The organism is Micromonospora sp. NBC_01638, assembly GCF_045209745.1.
GTDB lineage: Bacteria > Actinomycetota > Actinomycetes > Mycobacteriales > Micromonosporaceae > Micromonospora.
In genome coordinates this window covers 457,469-476,096 of record NZ_CP109273.1, presented here as the reverse complement: position 1 = coordinate 476,096, position 18,628 = coordinate 457,469, and the positions used below count along the sequence as shown (strand labels likewise).

Below are 18,628 nucleotides of genomic sequence, written 5' to 3'. Positions count from 1 at the left end.
CCAGTGGGGGTCAACATGGGGGAGTTGCGCGGCACGCACGTGCCGGTGCTGCTTGAGCGGTGTCTCGAGCTGCTGGCCCCCGCGCTGGGTCGAGGCGGCCGGACGGTCCACGTCGACGCGACGCTCGGTCTGGCCGGGCACGCCGAGGCGGTGCTCGAGGCTCACCCGGAGACGGTCCTGATCGGGCTCGACCGGGACACCGAGGCGCTCGCTCACGCGCGGGTCCGGCTGGCCCGGTTCGCCGATCGGGTGCACCTGGAGCACGCCGTCTACGACGAGCTGCCCGACGTGTTGGATCGGCTGGGATATCCGGGCATCGATGGGATCCTGTTCGACCTGGGTGTCTCGTCGCTGCAGTTGGACGCGCCCGACCGCGGATTCGCGTACGCCCAGGACGCACCACTGGACATGCGGATGGACCAGACCCGGGGGGTGACCGCCGAAGAGGTGGTCAACACGTACGCACATCCGGACCTGGCCCGGTTGCTGCGGGTCTACGGCGAGGAGAAGTTCGCCGGCCGGATCGCCTCGGCGATCATCCGGGAGCGGGAACGCGCCCGGATCACCTCGTCCGCGCTGTTGGCGGAGCTGGTTCGGGACTCCATCCCGGCACCAGCCCGACGAACGGGTGGGCACCCGGCAAAGAGAACGTTTCAGGCTTTGCGGATCGAGGTAAACAAAGAGCTGGCAGCGCTGGAGACGGCGCTGCCGTCCGCACTCGACGCACTGACCGTGGGCGGTCGCATGGTGGTCCTGTCCTACCACTCCCTGGAGGACAAGCTCACCAAGGCGGCGCTCGCGGACCGGGTCCGCAACACGGGCCCGATCGACCTCCCGGTCGAACTGCCCGGGTCCGGTCCGACGTTCCGGCTGCTCAGCCGGGGCGCCGAACTGCCCGGGGAGGCGGAGGTCGCCACGAACCCGCGCGCCGCCTCGGTGCGGCTGCGGGCCGCGGAGCGACTCGACCCGAACGCGACAGAGCAAGGGCGGACCGACCGCGAACGGTCTCGCCGACGGGTGAAGGGAATGCACCAACCGGGCACGGGGTCCGCCTGATCCGTGGGGGGTCAGGGGCACCGGGACGGGCAGAGGGACGGATGTTGAGGGGGAGGGACATGAACATTGACAAGCGCGACCGCCGGGACGTCACCGGCGGCGGGCAGCGCACACCGCGGTCGGGGGGCCGGACCGCGGCGGAGCGGGCTCCGCGCCTCGGGAACGGTACGCCACGCATCGATCGAGTGAACCGGCAGGGGGAGACTCGCGCCCGGGGGGCGCGCGAGTTCCCGACCCAGGGCGCCGCTGCGCTGCGGCCGGTGGAGAAGGCTGGCACCGCGACCAGCGCCCGCCCGCCCCGGCTGCGGGTGGCGCCGCCACCGCCGGTGTCGGTGCCGCGCGCGCCGTTCGCGGCGCTGATCGTGGTGCTGGTGGTCGGTGGGGTGCTGGGCATCCTGGCGGTCAACACCAAGATCAATGAGAACGCGTTCCGGCTTGAGCGGTTGCAGCAGCAGCAGGCTCGACTGGACCTGGAGAAGCAGCAGCTGGACAAGCAGATCGCCGATGCCGAGGCGCCGGGCAACCTGACCGCCGAGGCGCGGCGGCTGGGCCTGGTGGATGCCGGCGAGCCGGGTTACATCCGGCTGCCGGACGGCAAGACCATCGGCGTGCCGCAGCCGGCGACCGGCCACCCGTCGGTGACGAGCCAGGGTGCGGGAGGCTGACCCGTGCCACCAAGGTCGGACGAGCCGCGCCGGGGCCCCACAGGGTCCCGGCGCGGTTCTTCGCGTGACGCCGGCCCCACCGACGGGGAGCCGCGCACCGGCGAGTCGGGTATCGGGGGCATCTCCGGCGCCCGGGCGTACACCCCGAGGGGCCGGACCGTCCGCGAGGAGCGCGGCACACCGGCGCGGAGCGGGAATGCCGAGCAGCGGCGTACACCGCGCAGCACCCGGTCCGGCGACCCGTTCCGGCCAGCGTTGCAGGTGCTCGACGGCGGTCGGGCCGCCGCCCGGTCCGGCCGGCGCGACGCTCCGGCCGCCGGACGCGGTGGCGTGGTGCGCACCGTCGCACCGCGTACCCCCCGTGGCCCCGGAGTCGACGAGCCGCCGCCGCGCCGCCGGACCACACCGCGCGCGCCGCGCCGCACCGACCGCCCCGCGGCCCGCCGACCGTCCCGCAAGCCACCGCGCCCGCCGAAGCTGGCCGACTCACGGCTGCGCCTGCGGCTGGGCACCGCGCTCGCCCTGCTGCTCTTCGCCAGCATCGGGATCCGGCTGATCTTTCTCCAGGCGGTCGATGCCCCGGCGTACGCCGGTGGCGGCATCGCCGACCGCCTCCGCACGGTCGAGCTGCCGGCGCCGCGGGGTGCGATCTACGACAGCACCGGCGCGCCGCTGGCCCGCAGTGTCGAGGCGCGCTACGTGTTCGCCGACCCGACCGAGGTGAAGGACCCGCCCGGCGTCGCCAAGGCGCTCTCGCCGCTGCTCGGCATTCCGGCGTCGAAGCTCGTCGAGCTGATGAAGCCCCGCAAGCTGGGAGACGGCAAGACGTCCACGTTCGCGTATCTGGCCCGGGGGGTGGAGATCTCCACCGCCAAGCAGGTGATGGCGCTGGAGCTGTCCGGCATCGGGGTGCACCGCGACGAGCGCCGCGAGGTGCCCGGTGGTGACCTGGCGGCCAACCTGATCGGCTTCACCAGCCAGGACATGGTCGGGTTGGAAGGGCTGGAGGCCCGCTACGACGACCTGCTCGCCGGGCAGGACGGCAAGCGGGTGTACGAGGCCGGTCTCGGTGACCTCAACGCACCGATCCCGGGCGGCTACAGCCGCACCACGCTCGCCAAACCGGGCAGCTCGCTGACCCTCACCATCGTCCGCGACCTGCAGTTCCGGATGCAGCAGATTCTCAGCGCGGGCATGGCCCAGCAGCCGGGTGGCACCGGCGCCGCCGTGATCATCGAGATTCCCTCAGGTGCGGTGCTGGCCCAGGCCAGCAATCCCACCTACAACGCGGCGAAGCCGTTGCCGAGCGACCCGGTCGCCCGGGAGGACGCGGCGACCAGCTTCGTCGTCGACCCCGGCTCGATCCACAAGGCGATCACCTACGGCGCGGCGTTGCAGGAGGGCGTGATCACGCCGGACACCGCGCTGCCCATCGCCAACAGCATCAAGATGGGCGACACCTGGTTCTCCGACACCCATCCCGCCAATGGCAGACGGATGAGCGTGCCGGGAATGCTGGCCTACTCGTCGAACGTCGGCACCATCACCATCGCCGACAAGCTCGGCCGGGACCGGTTGATCGACTATCAGAAGCGGTTCGGTCTGGGTAAGCCCACCGGCGAGGGGATGCTGGGGGAGGCCAGCGGACGACTGCTGCCGGCCGACGAGTGGAGCGAATCGTCGTACGGGTCGGTGCCGATCGGGCACAGCGTCGACGCCACGCCGCTGCAGATGGCCGCCGCGTACGCCGCGATCGCCAACAACGGCACGTACGTGCAGCCGCACCTGGTCAAGGAGGTGATCGGCCCGGACGGCAAGCGCACGCCCGCGCCGGCCCCGGTGACCCGGTCGGTGCTCAGCCCGCAGAACGCGGCGGCCCTGCGCACCATGCTGGAGGCGGTCACCACGGTCGACGGTGCCACCGGTCTGGCCGCCGCGGTTCCTGGCTATCGGGTCGCGGGCAAGACCGGCACCGGCTGGCGGCTGGTGAACGGCAAGAAGCAGCGTGGCGAGGTGTCCTCCTTTATCGGCATGGCCCCCGCCGAGAACCCCCGGTACGTGATCGCGGTCTTCGCGTACGCGCCCGAAGGTGGCGGCGCGGCGATCGCCGGCCGGGCGTTCCGCGACATGATGCAGTTCACTCTGCGTCATTACCGCGTACCACCGTCCACGGGCGGTTCCGCACCCAAGTTCGTGGTCTATCCGCGCTGAGCAGCGACGGCGGGACATCATCGGTGAGTGCCGACGAACAACCGGGGCGGCTGTGCGGCCGGAACCGGACGACCGGGTAGGGTCTGACGCCGTGCCCGGCAATCCACGTCCACGTACCGTGACCGGAGTCCGGCTCGGTGATCTCGCCGTCCGACTCGTCGTCGACCTCCCGGCGGACGCCGCCGCGGTGGTCGTCACCGGGGCCACCCACGCCAGCCAGGAGGTTCGCCCCGGCGACCTGTACGCGGCGCTGCCCGGTGCCCGTCGCCACGGCGCGGAGTTCGCCGCCGGGGCCGCCGAGGCGGGTGCGGTGGCCCTGCTGACCGATCCCGCAGGTGCGGAGCTGGCGGCGGGGAGCGGCCTGCCCGCCCTGGTGGTGCCCGACCCGCGCGCCGTGCTCGGCGAGCTGTCCTCGGCCGTCTACGGGGACCCGACCGCCGATCTCATCATGATCGGGGTGACCGGCACCGCCGGAAAGACCTCCACCGCGTACCTGGTCGAGTCGGGGCTGCGGGCCGCCGGGCACACCACCGGGTTGATCGGCACCGTGGAGACCCGGCTCGGGGACCTGGTGATCGACAGTGTGCGCACCACCCCCGAGGCGACCGACCTGCACGCCATGCTGGCCACCGCCCGCGAGCGTGGGGTCACCGCCGTGATCATGGAGGTGTCCAGTCACGCCCTGGCCATGGGCCGGGTGGGCGGTGTCCGGTTCGCCGTCGGTGGTTACACCAACTTCGGCTCCGACCACCTGGACTTCCACGCCGACAGCGCCGACTACTTCGCCGCGAAGGCCCAGCTCTTCGACGGGCGCTGCGCGGTCGAGGTGCTCAACCACGACGACCCGGCGCTGAAGCCGCTGCACAAGCCGGCGACGGTCACCTACTCGGCGGCCGGTGACCGGGGCGCGACCTGGTGGGCCGACGGGGTGGGCGGCGAGGGGTACACCCAGCGGTTCACCGCGCACGGCCCGGACGGCGTGGTCCTGTCCGCCGGGGTGGCGCTGCCCGGACGGCACAACGTGGCCAACGCGCTGTTGGCCATCGCCACGCTGGTCGGCGTCGGGGTGGATCCGGCGACCGCGGCGGCGGGCGTGGCCGCCTGCGGTGGCGTACCGGGCCGGCTGGAGCTGGTGGACGTCACCGCGCCGGTGCGCGGGGTGGTCGACTACGCGCACAAGTCGGACGCGATCGTGGCCGCGCTGGCCGCGTTGCGCGAGCTGAGCGCCGGCCGGTTGATCTGCGTGATCGGCGCCGGCGGGGACCGGGACCGGGGCAAGCGGCCGGTGATGGGCGCCGCCGCGGCGGAGGGAGCCGATGTGGTGCTGGTGACCGACGACAACCCGCGCACCGAGGATCCTTCGGCGATCCGCGCCGAGGTGCTGGCCGGGGCGTACCGGGCCGACACGGCCGCCCGGATCATCGAGGTGGCGGGTCGCCGCGCCGCGATCGACGAGGCGGTTCGACTGGCCGAGCCGGGCGATGTGATCGCGCTGCTCGGTAAGGGGCACGAGCGGGGCCAGGAGGTGGCGGGCGAGGTGTTTCCGTTCGACGACAACATCGAGCTGGCTGACGCGCTGCGAGCCCGCTTCGGGGACCTGGCGGGTCAGCGGTGATCGCGCTGAGCCTGGCCGAGGTGGCCGCGGCGGTCGACGGGCGGCTGGTGGCCGCCGATCCGGCCGCCACCGTCACCGGCTCGGTGGAGTTCGACTCCCGCAAGGTGGGACCCGGTTCGCTCTTCGTGGCCTTCCCGGGGGAGAAGGTCGACGGGCACGACTACGCGGCGACGGCGATCCAGGCCGGCGCGGTGGCGGTGCTCGGCAGCCGTGCGGTGCCCGGGGTGCCGATGGTGCTGGTCGCCGACGCCCTGGCCGCGATGGGCCGGCTGGCCCGCGCGGCGGTGGACCGGCTGCCCGGGCTGACCGTGATCGGCGTGACCGGCTCCTCCGGCAAGACCACCACCAAGGACCTGATCGGTCAGCTCACCGCCCGACTCGGGGCCACGGTGGCGCCGCCCGGCTCGTTCAACAACGAGCTGGGGCACCCGTACACCGCCCTGCGGGCCGGGCCGGACACCCGCTACCTGGTGATGGAGAAGGGCTCGCGCGGGGTCGGGCACGTGCGTTACCTCTGTGAGCTGGTGCCGCCCCGGATCTCCGTGGTGCTCAACGTCGGCACGTCGCACATCGGCGAGTTCGGCTCGCAGGACACCATCGCCCTGGCCAAGGGCGAACTGGTCGAGGCCCTGCCGGCGGACGGGCTGGCCGTGCTGAACGCCGACGACCCCCGGGTGGACGCGATGGCGAGCCGCACCCAGGCCCGGGTGGTCCGCTACGGCGAGGCGCCGGACGCCGACGTGCGCGCCGAGAACGTCACCCTGGACGAGCGGGGGCACCCGTCGTACACCCTGGTCACCCCGGAGGGGCGCGCGCCGGTGCGGCTCGGGCTGACCGGCCGCCACCAGGTCTGGAACACGCTTGCCGCGGCGGCGGTCGCCCGGGAGCTGGGCATGCCGCTGGCCGAACTGGCCACGGCCCTCGGCGAGTTGGGGCTGGTCTCGACCCGCCGGATGGACGTCTTCGACCGTCCCGACGGGGTGACCGTCATCGACGACTCGTACAACGCCAACCCGGCCTCGATGGCGGTTGCGGTGCGGGCGCTGGTCAGCATCGGTCAGGGTCGGCGTACCGTCGCGGTGCTCGGTTACATGGCCGAGCTGGGCCCGTTCGAGTCCGACGGCCACGCTGAGGTCGGCCAACTCGCGGCCGAGTTGGGTGTGGACCGGCTGCTCGTGGTGGGCGAGCCGGCGGCGCCGATTCACGAAGGTGCGACAGCGGTAGCGAACTGGGGAGGAGAGTCGGTGCTGCTCACCGATCAGGCGGCGGCCGTCGAGGTGCTGCGGAGCGAGCTACGACCGGGCGATGTCGTCCTGGTCAAGGGCTCCCGGTACCGGACCTGGGAGGTGGCCGACGCCCTGCGCGCCGACGCCGGTGGGGAGTCCACCCGATGAGGGCGGTCATCGTCGCCGTCGGGGTGGCCTTCATCGTCTCGCTCTTCTGCACCCCGATCGCGATCAAGGTGTTCACCCGGCTCAAGGCCGGTCAGCCGATCCGGGCCGAGGGCCCGGCCATGCACCAGACAAAGAAGGGCACGCCCACGATGGGCGGCGTGGTCTTCATCCTGGCCACGGTGATCGCGTACGTGGCCGGGCACCTGGCTCTGACCAGCCTGCCGGACCAGCAGATCGCGCAGGTCGAGCCGACCATCACCGCGTTGGTGCTGCTGGGGCTGATGGTCTTCTCCGGCGCGGTCGGTTTCATCGACGACTTCCTCAAGGTGCGCAAGCGCAACAGCGCCGGGCTCAACAAGCGCGGCAAGCTGCTCGGCCAGATCCTGGTCGGCGCGGTCTTCGGCGTGGTCGCGCTGTACTTCCCGAGCACGATGACCGACGCGACGGGTTTGGCGACCAACACCGAGACGGTGGGCAGCACCACGCTGAGCTTCATCCGGGACATCAACGCCCTGGAGGTCAGCAAGGTCGGCGCGGTGATCATCTTCATCTTCGTGGTGATGGGCGCGACGAACGGCGTCAACCTCACCGACGGCCTGGACGGTCTGGCCACCGGCGCCTCGGTGATGGTGCTCGCTGCGTACGCGCTCATCGCGTTCTGGCAGTACCGGCACTGGTGCGCCGACCCGAACTACACGCAGGACTACTGCTACGCCGTCCGGGACCCGTTGGAGATCGCCCTGATCGCCGGGGCGGCGGCCGGAGCCTGTGTGGGCTTCCTCTGGTGGAACACGTCGCCGGCGCGGATCTTCATGGGTGACACCGGCGCGCTGGGACTGGGCGGCCTGATCGCCGGCATGGCGATGTCCACCCGCACCATCCTGCTGCTGCCGATCATCGGCGGGCTCTTCGTGATCATCACGATGTCCGTGGTGATCCAGATCATCTCCTTCAAGACCACCGGTAAACGGGTCTTCCGGATGTCACCGCTGCAGCACCACTTCGAGCTGGCCGGCTGGAGCGAGGTCAACATCGTGGTGCGGTTCTGGATCATCGCCGGCATCGGCGTAGCCATCGCCCTGGGCCTGTTCTACAGCGAGTTCCTCGCGAACATGACGTAACCCCCCACCCCCATCCCCGGCGATCTTGCACTTTCGGCCGCCGAAATGCCCCTTTGTGCAGCTCCTGTCGGGGCAGTTAGTGCGAGATCGGCGGGGAGGTGGAGGCTCGACACGCCCGAGGTGCCGTTGTGGGCGTGCGCGGCGCGTCCAGCGGTGATGATGTCGGGGTGGGGGAGGAACCAGGCACCGAGGACAGGACAGCCGGTCGACCGCGACGGTCACCGGGCGCAGCGCGTACCGCGACGGCCGGCCCGCCGCCGGACGACGCGCGCGGCCCGGAACCAGCTGCGGCGCCGCGCGAGGCGGAACCAGCGCCACCCTCGCCGTTGCGCGGGATGGACGCGGCCGGCGGGCTCGCCGCGCTGCGGGGCCTACTGGACCGGCCGCTGGCGTCCTACTACCTGCTGTTGTCCTGCGCCGGCCTGCTGCTGCTGATCGGGCTGACCATGGTCTTCTCGGCGACCAGCGTGAAGGACTACGCCGAGGACGGCAACGCCTCGGCGTCGGTGACCAAGCAGGCCATCTTCGCGGTGATCGGCATCGGAGTGTTCTGGGCCTGTCAGCGCCTGCCCGCCAGCACCTACCGGTCTCTGGGCCGGCCGCTGCTGTTCACCTCGATGGGGCTCCTGCTGCTGCTCAACCTGCTGCTCGCCTACGCTCGACTGACCAACCAGAAATCGGCGCAGATCGGCCCGATCGAGGCCCGGCTGCTCTGGCTGTTCATCGGCGGGGTCCAGGTGCAGCCCTCGGAGTTGGCAAAGTTCGCGCTGGTGTTGTGGGGCGCGCACCTGATCGCCCGTAAGGGCGCCGCGCTGGGGTGGTGGCGGGAGCTGGCCACCCCGCTCTTCCCGGTGATGGGCCTGCTCTTCGTCCTGGTCGGCTACAACGACGTGGGCACGATGCTCTGCCTGCTGGCCCTGGTGGTGGGCCTGCTCTGGGCCGCCGGCGTACGGATGCGGGTCTTCGGCGCGCTGACGGTGATCGGTCTGCTCGGCGTCGGCCTGCTCATCGCGGTGGCCTCGCTGGGCGCCGGCTCCGGGGAGCAGGGCGAGGAGAACTACCGCTTCGCCCGGCTGGCCATGTTCTTCAATCCGCCGGACCCGGAGACGTGCAAGCTCGACGGCTGCCTCCAGTTCTACCAGGGCCGACTGGCCATCGAGCACGGCGGCTGGTTCGGTGTCGGGCTGGGCAAGGGCAGCCTGAAGTGGGACTGGCTGCCCGAGGCGCACAACGACTTCATCTTCGCGATCATCGCCGAGGAGTTGGGCGTGATCGGGTGTGTCGTGGTGCTCAGCCTGTTCGCGGTCCTCGCGTACACCGGGTTGCGGATCGCCCGGCGGGTCGACGACCCGTTCCGTCGGCTCGCCGCCGCCGCCGTGACCACCTGGCTGGTCAGCCAGGCCGTGATCAACATCGGCGGTGTGGTCGGGCTGCTGCCGATCACCGGCCTGCCGCTGCCGTTCATCTCCGACGGCGGAAGTGCCCTGGTCGTGACGTTGGCCGGGATCGGCATGCTGGCGTCCTTCGCCCGCGCCGAACCCGATGCGGCCAGAGCACTGCATGCCCGTCCGTCGGCCCGGTGGGTCCGACTACTCTGGGCCCCGTTGCCGCCGCTTCCCGGCCGGCGCCGCCGACCGGCGACGCCGCCCGCTGGCCGAGGGTCCGTGCCCCGGTCCCGCGAGCGGCGCCATGACGACCAGGCCGCGCCGCGCGGGGTCCGACAGGACCGGAGCCGCGGAGGTACGGCGAGCGAGAGGAGACGCTGATGGGTCCGCTGCGTTCGGTGGTGCTCGCGGGAGGTGGCACCGGGGGGCACATCTACCCGCTGCTCGCCTTCGCCGACTGCCTGCGCCGACACGACCCGGGCGTCCGGATCACCTGCCTCGGCACACCCAAAGGCATGGAGAACGAGCTGATCCCGCCGCAGGGCTACGACCTTCGGCAGATCCCGGCGTACCAACTGCCCCGGTCGGTCAACATGAACCTGGTCCGTACCCCGGGCCGGATGTGGACCGCGGCGCGCGCCGCGGGCAAGGTGATCGACGAGGTGCGCGCCGACGTGGTCGTCGGCTTCGGTGGGTACGTCTCGGTGCCGGCCTACCTCGCCGCCTGGCGTCGGGAGATGCCCATGGTGATCCATGAGGTGAACGTGCCCCCGGGCGTGGCCAACCGGCTGGGCATGAAGTTCACCAAGAACATCGCCGTCGGCTTCCCGCACCAGCCGAGCCAGGCCGAGTCGCTGCGCGACGCCACCGTGGTCGGGGTGCCGCTGCGCCGCACCATCGCCGGGTTGGACCGGTACGCGCTGCGTAACGCCGCCCGCGCCCACTTCGGGCTCCGCCCGGACCTGCCGGTGCTCTTCGTCTCCGGCGGCTCGTCGGGTGCCCGCACGATCAACCTGGCGGTCTCCGGGGCGGCCAAGGAGCTGGCCCGCAACGGCGTGCAGGTGCTGCACGTGATGGGCGCCCGCAACGAGCCGGTGTCGATCCCCACCGACCTGCCGGTGCCGTACGTGACGCTGCCGTACCTGTCCGAGATGGAGCTGGGCTACGCCGCTGCCGACCTGATGCTGGCCCGGGGCGGGGCGATGACCGTGGCCGAGGTGGCCGCGATCGGGCTGCCCACGATCTACGTGCCGTACCCGCACAGCAACCAGGAGCAGAGGCGCAACGCGCTGCCCGTGGTGGAGGCCGGCGGTGGGCTCCTGGTCGACGACGCCGAACTCATCCCGGACTGGTTGGAGCGCACCGTCATTCCACTGATCCGCGACCCACAGCGGTTGTCTGCGATGGGTGCCGCCGCGGCAGCGTACGGGCGGCGCGACGGTGATGAGGCGCTGCGTTCCTTCGTCATCGAGGCGGTGGCCCGATGACCGCGCAGTTCACCCCGGCCGGCACGCTCACTGCGGAGGACCTGGGTGCCGTTCACCTGATCGGAGTGGGTGGGGTGGGCATGCTCGGCGTGGCCCGGCTGCTGCTCACCCGGGGCATCCGGGTTTCCGGCAGCGATCTGCGTGAGTGGCCCTCGCTGGCGGGGCTGCGGGCGCTCGGCGGCACCATCTACCTCAGCCACGAGGCGACCAACCTCGACGGTGTGGACACGGTCGTCTACTCCTCGGCCATTCCGCAGGATCACCTCGAATTGGTCGAGGCGCGTCGGCGCGGCCTGCGGGTGCTGCACCGCTCGGAGGCGCTCGCCGCGGCGATGACCGGCCGCCGGGCGGTGGCGGTCGCCGGCACGCACGGCAAGACCACCACCACCTCGATGGTGACGATGGTGCTCCAGCAGGCCGGTGTGGACCCGTCCTTCGTGATCGGCGGGGAGATCTCGGAGGTCGGCTCGGGCGCCCACCACGGCACCGGCGAGCACTTCGTGGTCGAGGCGGACGAGAGCGACCGCTCGTTCCTCATCTACCGCCCGTACGTCTCGATCATCACCAACGTCGAGGCGGACCACCTCAACACCTACGGCGACTACGCGACGCTGGAGGCGGCGTTCGTGGAGTTCGCCCGCCTCACCGACCCGGACGGGTTCATCATCACGTGCGCTGACGACCCGGGCGGTCGGCGGCTGGCCGAGAGCCTGCGCGCCGAGGGGCGGCGGGTGTTCACCTACGGCGAGGCGGCCGACGCCGACCTGCGGCTGACCGAGATCGTCTCCTCCGCGCGCGGCGTGCGCTATCTGGCCGCGATCGACGGCCGGTCGCTGGGCGAGTTCCGGCTGCCCGTGCCCGGCCGGCACATGGGGCTGAACAGCGCCTCCGCGGTGCTGACCGCGTACCTGCTGCAACTGCCGCTGGAGGCGGCGGAGGCCGCGCTGGCGGTCTTCCCCGGTGTGCGGCGGCGCTTCGAGCGCAAGGGCGTCGCGGACGGCGTGCTGGTCTACGACGAGTACGCCTACCACCCGACCTCGATGACGTTGGCGTTGCAGACGCTGCGCGAGGTCGCCGGGGACGGGCGGCTGATCGTCGTCTTCCAGCCGTACCGGCTGTACCGCACCCGCGACGCTCAGGCGGAGATCGCCGAGGCGCTCGCCATCGCCGACGAGGTGGTGCTGCTGGAGGTCTTCGGGCCGGGCGAGCTGCGCCAGCCCGGCGAGGGTTCGGCGGCGCTGATCGCGGCGGTGGCGCTGCCCGCCGACCGCAAGGTTTTCGTCGACTCGTGGGAGGCGGCGCCGGTCGAGGTGGCCCGTCGGGCCCGCTCGGGGGACGTGGTGGTGACCATGGGCGCTCCGCCGATCTCGCTGATGGCTGACGAGCTGCTGGCGGCGCTGGGTGAGCGTACCGCCGGCTCCGCGCCGACCGCGACCGTCGACCCGGTGGCCATCGCCCCGGCGATCGGTGATCCGGTGCCGGGTGGGGCCACCGCTGGGGGCGACGGAGCGGCCCTCGGCGGCACGGCACCCACGGCCGGATGAGTCCCGGCCCGGCCCGAGGGCGGACCAGCGCCGCCGACGGCGGCGCCCCGCGCCGCGGTCCGGCCCGGCGGTGGCAGCTGGTCCGGGCGGGCCGGGACGCGGTACCGCCCTCGACCCGCCGGTTCATGGCCCGTGCCCGGCAGCGGCGCATGCGTGCGGCGCTGCCGTGGGCGGTGGTTGCCGGGGTGTTCGCGCTGGCCGGGCTGGTCGCCTGGACGGTGCTCGGCACCGGGCTGTTCGGGGTCCGCGAGGTGACGGTGGACGGCGCCAAGCTGGTCACTCCGGTGCAGGTGCGTGACGCGGTGGGGGTGCCCGACGGGGTGCCACTGGCCCGGGTGGACCTGGCCGCCGCCGCCCGCCGGGTCGGCGCGTTGCCCCCGGTGGAGCGGGCCACGGTGTCCCGGGACTGGCCCGGCAAGCTCGTGGTGCGGGTGACCGAGCGGTCCCCGGTGGCGGTGGTGCCGCAGGGCGAGGTGTTCGCCCTGATCGACCGGAGCGGGGTGGCGTTCCGGACGGTGGACCGACGCCCCGCCGAGCTGCCGCAGGTGACGGTGGCCCACCCGGCCGCCGACGACCCGGGCACCAGGGCCGCGCTGGAGGTGCTCGTCGCGCTGACCCCGCAGCTGCGCGCGGAGCTGGTGGACGTGAGCGTGGAGGGGTTGGCCCGGATCAGCCTGCGGTTGCGGGGCGACCGGACGGTGGTCTGGGGCGACGCGACCCGGGGTACGGACAAGGCCCGGGTGGCCACCGCGCTGCTCGATCAGGACACCGACCGGATCGACGTGAGCGCGCCGGACGTGGTGACCTTTCGGTGACCGGGGAGCGTGCGCGGAGGTGACCCGTCGCGCTCCGGGCGGCGACACGCCGCCCGGGTCCTTGGCTCATCGCGCGGTGGCGCTTACGTTGCCCCGAAGAGGAACAGTGGTTGACATAACTGTAAGCCTCTAGTAGAGGGTGAGGGTTCACCTCTGATTCTCGCTGGTGACAGCTGTCGTCGGCCGCTGGTCTGGCCACGCCGTACCCGGTCGGCCGAAGCCAATCTCGAAGGAAAGGACCGGAGATGACACCTCCGCACAACTACCTGGCGGTCATCAAGGTCGTCGGCATCGGGGGCGGCGGCGTCAACGCCGTCAACCGGATGATCGAGGTTGGGCTCAAGGGCGTCGAGTTCATCGCGATCAACACCGATGCGCAGGCGCTGCTGATGAGTGACGCCGACGTCAAGCTCGACGTCGGGCGGGAGCTGACCCGCGGCCTGGGTGCCGGCGCCAACCCGGACGTTGGCAAGAACGCCGCCGAGGACCACCGCGACGAGATCGAGGAGGTGCTCAAGGGCGCCGACATGGTCTTCGTGACGTGCGGTGAGGGCGGCGGCACCGGCACCGGCGGTGCGCCTGTCGTGGCGAACATCGCCCGCAAGCTCGGCGCGCTGACCATCGGCGTGGTGACCCGTCCGTTCTCCTTCGAGGGCAAGCGCCGCCAGGTGCAGGCCGAGACGGGGATAGACGAACTCCGCAACCAGTGCGACACCCTGATCGTCATCCCGAACGACCGGCTGCTGGCCCTGGGCGACCGCAACATCAGCATGATGGACGCGTTCCGCACGGCCGACCAGGTGCTGCTCTCGGGTGTGCAGGGCATCACCGACCTGATCACCACCCCGGGTCTGATCAACCTGGACTTCGCCGACGTCAAGAGCGTGATGAGCGGCGCCGGCAGTGCGTTGATGGGCATCGGCAGCGCCCGCGGGGAAAATCGCGCGGTCGAGGCGGCCGAGGCGGCCATCTCCAGCCCGCTGCTGGAGCAGAGCATGGACGGCGCGCGCGGCGTGCTGCTCTCCATCGCCGGCGGGTCCGACCTGGGCCTGTTCGAGATCAACGACGCTGCCCAGCTGGTCACCGACGCGGCCCACCCGGACGCCAACATCATCTTCGGCGCGGTCATCGACGACGCGCTGGGCGACGAGGTGCGGGTGACGGTCATCGCGGCTGGCTTCGACGGCGGCACGCCGGCCTACAAGGCGGCCGAGCCGACCCGCAAGACCAACACCAACCAGCCGGCGCCGCAGAGCACCCCGGTGCCGGCGCCGGCCACCAACCCGGCTCCGGCCCAGTCGCCGCGCCGAGTGCTCTTCGACGACGTGGACGTTCCCGACTTCCTCAAGAACGGGTCCTGAGCGCCGCCGATGACCGACAGCTCAGCCAACGTGCGGCCGGACCGGCACGCCGAACTCGCGGCCGGCCTGGCCCAGGTCCGATCCCGGATCGCCGACGCCTGCGCGGAGGCCGGCCGGGACCGCGCCGAAGTCACGATGATCGCGGTGACGAAGACCTACCCGGCCAGCGACGTGGTGGCGTTGGCCGGGCTCGGTGTGACCGACATGGGGGAGAACCGCGACCAGGAGGCAGCCGGTAAGGCCGCCGAGGTGGCTGCGGCCGGGGTGCGTCCCCGTTGGCACTTCATCGGCCAGCTACAGCGCAACAAGGCCCGTTCGGTGGTCCGGTACGCCGACGTGGTGCATTCCGTCGACAGTGTCCGGCTGGCCCGGGCGCTGGCCACCGCGGCCGCCGACCGGGAGGTGCCGATGGACGCCTTGATCCAGGTGAGCATCGACGGCGACGCGGCCCGGGGCGGAGCGCTGCCCGGTTCGGCCGATCCGGGTGCCGGGCTGGAACCGGTGGCCGAGGCGGTCGCCGAAGCGCCAGGGCTGCGTCTGGTGGGCCTCATGGCGGTGGCGCCGCTGGGTTGGGAGCCGGAGCGGGCCTTTGCCCGACTCGCCGAGGTTGCCCGCGTGTTTCGGGCAGTTCATCCGGGAGCGACCGAGCTCTCCGCGGGAATGAGCGGAGATTTCGACATCGCGATCCGATACGGCGCGACACATGTCCGCGTCGGTAGCGCGTTGCTCGGAATGCGTCCCACGCTGCGGTAGCCTGACCGCGAGACATGCAAATTACATCAGTGTTGTTTCAGGGGTGGCGTCTCCTAGTCGGGGGCCGTGGCGTGCGACGCGAATCGCGCGCCGGGGGATTGCCATCCCGGTCCGATGGGCATGGTTGTCCACTCGTGACGGGCGACATGGCACGGGGGCGCGTGCCGCACGGCGGACGGAAGGGCGCGGGATGGGTGCACTGCGCAAGGCGGGGGTCTGGCTCGGTCTGGTCGAAGAAGACGACGAGCGGGCCTACGACGACGGTGGCTACGACAAGGGTGGCTACCGCGACTCGCGTTACCGGCAGAGCCGGTACGCCGAGGAGTTCGCCGACGAGGATGAGGACGACACCGAGGAGCCGCCGGCTCCCCGCCCGCGTGCCAGTGAGCGGGGTCGGCTCTCCGAGCGTACGAGCGGGCGGTTGAGCGAGTCCGAGCGTGGTGACGTCGAGCGTCCGGAGCGGGCCAGCGTCCGGTCGATCACCCGGTCGTCGGCCGGCGAGACCTCCGGCGCGCTGACCTACCACACCCGGGACAATCTGGCCCTCGCGCCGCAGGTCACGTCGCGTGAGCGGGCGTTGCCCGAGGAGGAGCAGCGTTACCAGATCACCACCCTGCACCCGACCACCTACCGGGAGGCGCGCACGATCGGTGAGCACTTCCGCGACGGTGTTCCGGTGATCATCAATCTCACCGAGATGGATGAGGCCGATGCCCGCCGTCTGGTGGACTTCGCCGCCGGTCTGGCGTTCGGCCTGCGCGGTACGATCGAGCGCGTGACCAATCGGGTGTTCCTGCTCTCACCGGCTAATGTCCAGGTCACCGCTGAGGACAAGGCCAAGATCGCTGAGGGCGGCTTTTTCAGTCTGAGTTGACCCCGCCCGACCCGAGGGACGTCGCTGACCGTGTTGTCGATCTTACTGCAAGTGCTGTACCTGATCCTTTATGTCTTCCTGCTCATTCTTCTGTCCCGGTTCGTGTTGAGCGCCGTCCTGCAGTACGGCCGTCGCTGGCAACCGGGGCGTGGCGCATCGGCAGGATTGGAATCCGTGTGGAGCGTCACTGATCCCCCTCTCAACGCGTTGAGGCGTGTGATCCCTCCGCTGCGAATTGGTACCGTGAGCATCGACCTGGCCTCCCTTGTGCTCCTGGTTATCCTGTTCGTGCTGATGGAGTTCGTGTTAGGGCCGTCGATCAGGGCATCTGCCTGATGACCGACGCGCTTTCGCGGCCGCAACTGACCCGAGGAGTTTCGATGCCGCTGACCCCGGCCGACGTCCACAACGTCGCCTTCAAAAAGCCGCCGATCGGCAAGCGGGGGTATGACGAGGAGGAGGTCGACGCCTTCCTGGATGAGGTCGAGCGCGAGCTGGCCCGTCTCATCGAGGAAAACAACGAGCTGCGCGCCCAGGTGGAGCGCGGCGGCCGTGGCGGCGCCCCCGCAGGCCCCGGCGGCGACGCCCGACTGGCGGCGGAGCTCAACGACGTCAAGGCCCAGCTGGACCGGGTGCAGCGCGACAAGTCGGCAGCCGAGCAGGCGGCCCGCGCGATGCAGGCCGAGCTGGAGCAGGTCCGCGCGACCGGCGGCCCCGCGGTCACCGGTGACGGCGAGCAGCAGGCCCTGCGCGTGCTGATGATGGCCCAGCGCACCGCCGACGACCACGTGTCCGACGCCCGCCGCGAGGCCGACCAGCTGCTGTCCGAGGCCCGTGGCAAGGCCGAGGAGGTGACCCGGGAGGCGCGCGCGAAGGCCGACGCCCTCGAGCGGGACGCCCGCCAGCGGCACCAGGAGGCCATGGGCGGCCTGGACGCCAAGCGCACCGCGTTGCAGAAGCACATCGAGGAGCTCAAGCAGTTCGAGCGCGAGTACCGCACCCGGCTCAAGGCATACCTGGAGAGCCAGCTGCGTGACCTCGACGGTCGCGGCCAGGGCCTCGAAGCCGAGATGACCCGCTCCGAGGCAGGTCGGGCCGCTGGCGGCAACGGGCTCGCCGCGGCGGGTCTCGCCGGGTCCTACGGCGGCGGCGGGCGTTCCGGCGCCCTCGAAGCCGGACGCTGAGCACCGGCCGGCGATCGCTGCCCGCCAATGGTGACGGTCGCCGGCCTCGTCTGGACGGTACGACGCGGCGGGGGTGAGCCGTGATAGTCGCAAGTCTCCTGCTCATCCTCGTCGCGGTGGTACTGCTGGTGCTCGGTCTGGCCGGTGGTTCCAGCTTCATGTTGATCATCTCCATTGCGGCCAGTCTGCTGGCCGCCGTGGCGTTGGTGGTGGGCGCCCGCCAGGCAGCCGCCAACCGCGCTACGGCGGATCCCGGCCGGACCGGCCGGCGGCACCCTGACGCACCCCGCACGGCCAGCCAGGCCACGCCGGATGTCGCGTACGGGCCGCCGCTGGTCGAGCCGGAGGTGCCGGTCCAGTACGTGCCCACGACGGTTGGTACCGGCGGCACCGGGTGGCGGCAACCACCCGCGCCGCCGGTCGACGATGCGTCGCCGTACGACGCGCACGTCGACGATGCGTCGCCGTTCGACCAGGGGTCACCGCTCGTGACTCCGGCTGACGACGCGTCCGCTCGTACCAGACCCGTCAGCCCGGCGTCGCCGTTCGCGGCGTCGACCGACGACGCCTTCCGTCCTGCTGCCCCGGCAGCCGACGAGCCGGCCGAGCAGCCGGTCACCCCCGCCGAGGCGGCCCGGGTGGCTCGACTTCCCGATCCGGTCCAGGTGGTGGATGGTCACCCCCGCTACCACCTCGACAGCTGTCCGCACCTCGTTGGTCGGGTGCCCGAGACACTGCCGGTCGCCGAGGCCGTGGAGCTCGGTTTCACTCCGTGCGCGCACTGTGCGCCAGCCACCGCTCTCCTCGCCGACGTCCGGCCGATCTGAAGCGGCACCGGTGCCCGCGCAGGACACGCTCACCGTGGCGGTACGGGTGAAGCCTGGCGCCTCCCGGGACCGGGTGGGTGGCCGCTTTGACGGTCCGTACGGGCCCGCCCTTGTGATCGCGGTGCACGACCCGGCCGTCGACGGCCGGGCGACCGAGGCGGCCCGCCGGGCACTGGCCAGGGCCCTGGGGGTCCGACCAGCCGCAGTGTCACTGCGCGTCGGCGCGGCCAGTCGGGACAAGCTCTTCCTCGTCGATCGGCCCGGCCCGGAGCTGTCCGGGGTGCTGCGTCGACTGCGCGACGGATCCGCCGAGTGAGGAAGGCCCAGGCCAGGCAG

General features: G+C 71.9%; 16 protein-coding genes and 1 pseudogene. All 17 read left to right on the top strand.

Annotated features, from left to right (window positions below):
• Nucleotides 1-15 precede the first annotated feature (15 nt).
• The 17 genes and pseudogenes from rsmH to OG811_RS02010 all read left to right on the top strand — a co-directional run bounded on the left by rsmH (nt 16) and on the right by OG811_RS02010 (nt 18,608).
• A pseudogene (rsmH, locus tag OG811_RS02090) lies at nt 16-1,126 on the top strand (16S rRNA (cytosine(1402)-N(4))-methyltransferase RsmH).
• Nucleotides 1,116-1,721, top strand: a complete 606-nt coding sequence (locus tag OG811_RS02085) for a hypothetical protein (protein ID WP_406071702.1) — start codon at nt 1,116-1,118, stop codon at nt 1,719-1,721. The pseudogene rsmH and the gene OG811_RS02085 overlap by 11 nt, the downstream one beginning before the upstream one ends.
• A 3-nt stretch (nt 1,722-1,724) precedes the next feature.
• On the top strand, nt 1,725-3,932 hold the full coding sequence (locus OG811_RS02080) for a peptidoglycan D,D-transpeptidase FtsI family protein (RefSeq protein ID WP_406071700.1): 2,208 nt from the start codon (nt 1,725-1,727) through the stop codon (nt 3,930-3,932).
• Between the two features lie 52 nt (nt 3,933-3,984).
• Nucleotides 3,985-5,547: a UDP-N-acetylmuramoyl-L-alanyl-D-glutamate--2,6-diaminopimelate ligase gene (locus OG811_RS02075; RefSeq protein ID WP_406071699.1), complete on the top strand. Its 1,563-nt coding sequence runs from the start codon at nt 3,985-3,987 to the stop codon at nt 5,545-5,547.
• Nucleotides 5,544-6,941 carry a UDP-N-acetylmuramoyl-tripeptide--D-alanyl-D-alanine ligase gene (gene murF, locus OG811_RS02070; protein ID WP_406071697.1) on the top strand — a complete coding sequence of 466 codons (1,398 nt, stop codon included), beginning with the start codon at nt 5,544-5,546 and terminating at the stop codon, nt 6,939-6,941. The genes OG811_RS02075 and murF overlap by 4 nt, the downstream gene beginning before the upstream one ends.
• Nucleotides 6,938-8,062, top strand: coding sequence for a phospho-N-acetylmuramoyl-pentapeptide-transferase (mraY, locus tag OG811_RS02065; protein WP_406071696.1), 1,125 nt, complete (start codon nt 6,938-6,940; stop codon nt 8,060-8,062). Before murF ends, mraY begins: the two co-directional genes overlap by 4 nt.
• Before the next feature lie 335 nt (nt 8,063-8,397).
• A complete protein-coding gene (locus tag OG811_RS02060; RefSeq protein WP_406075453.1) occupies nt 8,398-9,828 on the top strand; it encodes an FtsW/RodA/SpoVE family cell cycle protein in 1,431 nt (476 codons plus the stop codon).
• Nucleotides 9,828-10,934 carry an undecaprenyldiphospho-muramoylpentapeptide beta-N-acetylglucosaminyltransferase gene (gene murG, locus OG811_RS02055; protein ID WP_406071695.1) on the top strand — a complete coding sequence of 369 codons (1,107 nt, stop codon included), beginning with the start codon at nt 9,828-9,830 and terminating at the stop codon, nt 10,932-10,934. The genes OG811_RS02060 and murG overlap by 1 nt, the downstream gene beginning before the upstream one ends.
• Nucleotides 10,931-12,478 carry a UDP-N-acetylmuramate--L-alanine ligase gene (murC, locus tag OG811_RS02050; protein WP_406071693.1) on the top strand — a complete coding sequence of 516 codons (1,548 nt, stop codon included), beginning with the start codon at nt 10,931-10,933 and terminating at the stop codon, nt 12,476-12,478. Before murG ends, murC begins: the two co-directional genes overlap by 4 nt.
• The gene (locus OG811_RS02045; RefSeq protein ID WP_406071692.1) at nt 12,475-13,293 is read left to right on the top strand and encodes a cell division protein FtsQ/DivIB; all 819 of its coding nucleotides are present in this window, start codon (nt 12,475-12,477) and stop codon (nt 13,291-13,293) included. The genes murC and OG811_RS02045 overlap by 4 nt, the downstream gene beginning before the upstream one ends.
• Before the next feature lie 245 nt (nt 13,294-13,538).
• Nucleotides 13,539-14,654 carry a cell division protein FtsZ gene (gene ftsZ, locus OG811_RS02040; protein ID WP_110564078.1) on the top strand — a complete coding sequence of 372 codons (1,116 nt, stop codon included), beginning with the start codon at nt 13,539-13,541 and terminating at the stop codon, nt 14,652-14,654.
• A gap of 9 nt (nt 14,655-14,663) precedes the next feature.
• Nucleotides 14,664-15,407, top strand: a complete 744-nt coding sequence (locus OG811_RS02035) for a YggS family pyridoxal phosphate-dependent enzyme (protein ID WP_406071690.1) — start codon at nt 14,664-14,666, stop codon at nt 15,405-15,407.
• Nucleotides 15,408-15,597: 190 nt separating this feature from the next.
• Nucleotides 15,598-16,281: a cell division protein SepF gene (locus OG811_RS02030; RefSeq protein WP_406071689.1), complete on the top strand. Its 684-nt coding sequence runs from the start codon at nt 15,598-15,600 to the stop codon at nt 16,279-16,281.
• Nucleotides 16,282-16,311: 30 nt separating this feature from the next.
• Nucleotides 16,312-16,617 carry a YggT family protein gene (locus OG811_RS02025; RefSeq protein WP_406071688.1) on the top strand — a complete coding sequence of 102 codons (306 nt, stop codon included), beginning with the start codon at nt 16,312-16,314 and terminating at the stop codon, nt 16,615-16,617.
• A gap of 44 nt (nt 16,618-16,661) precedes the next feature.
• The gene (locus OG811_RS02020; protein WP_406071687.1) at nt 16,662-17,465 is read left to right on the top strand and encodes a DivIVA domain-containing protein; all 804 of its coding nucleotides are present in this window, start codon (nt 16,662-16,664) and stop codon (nt 17,463-17,465) included.
• Between the two features lie 80 nt (nt 17,466-17,545).
• The gene (locus OG811_RS02015) at nt 17,546-18,292 is read left to right on the top strand and encodes a hypothetical protein (RefSeq protein ID WP_406071686.1); all 747 of its coding nucleotides are present in this window, start codon (nt 17,546-17,548) and stop codon (nt 18,290-18,292) included.
• Nucleotides 18,293-18,302: 10 nt separating this feature from the next.
• Entirely contained in the window at nt 18,303-18,608 is a 306-nt protein-coding gene (locus OG811_RS02010; protein WP_406071685.1) for a DUF167 domain-containing protein, read from the top strand.
• Nucleotides 18,609-18,628 lie beyond the last annotated feature (20 nt).

Bases quoted from the DNA above. Each gene is read 5' to 3' on its own strand.
- OG811_RS02085 (WP_406071702.1), top strand. From the start codon at position 1,116: ATGAACATTGACAAGCGCGACCGCCGGGACGTCACCGGCGGCGGGCAG.
- mraY (WP_406071696.1), top strand. From the start codon at position 6,938: ATGAGGGCGGTCATCGTCGCCGTCGGGGTGGCCTTCATCGTCTCGCTC.
- OG811_RS02060 (WP_406075453.1), top strand. From the start codon at position 8,398: ATGGACGCGGCCGGCGGGCTCGCCGCGCTGCGGGGCCTACTGGACCGG.
- murG (WP_406071695.1), top strand. From the start codon at position 9,828: ATGGGTCCGCTGCGTTCGGTGGTGCTCGCGGGAGGTGGCACCGGGGGG.
- murC (WP_406071693.1), top strand. From the start codon at position 10,931: ATGACCGCGCAGTTCACCCCGGCCGGCACGCTCACTGCGGAGGACCTG.
- OG811_RS02045 (WP_406071692.1), top strand. From the start codon at position 12,475: ATGAGTCCCGGCCCGGCCCGAGGGCGGACCAGCGCCGCCGACGGCGGC.
- ftsZ (WP_110564078.1), top strand. From the start codon at position 13,539: ATGACACCTCCGCACAACTACCTGGCGGTCATCAAGGTCGTCGGCATC.
- OG811_RS02035 (WP_406071690.1), top strand. From the start codon at position 14,664: ATGACCGACAGCTCAGCCAACGTGCGGCCGGACCGGCACGCCGAACTC.
- OG811_RS02030 (WP_406071689.1), top strand. From the start codon at position 15,598: ATGGGTGCACTGCGCAAGGCGGGGGTCTGGCTCGGTCTGGTCGAAGAA.
- OG811_RS02020 (WP_406071687.1), top strand. From the start codon at position 16,662: ATGCCGCTGACCCCGGCCGACGTCCACAACGTCGCCTTCAAAAAGCCG.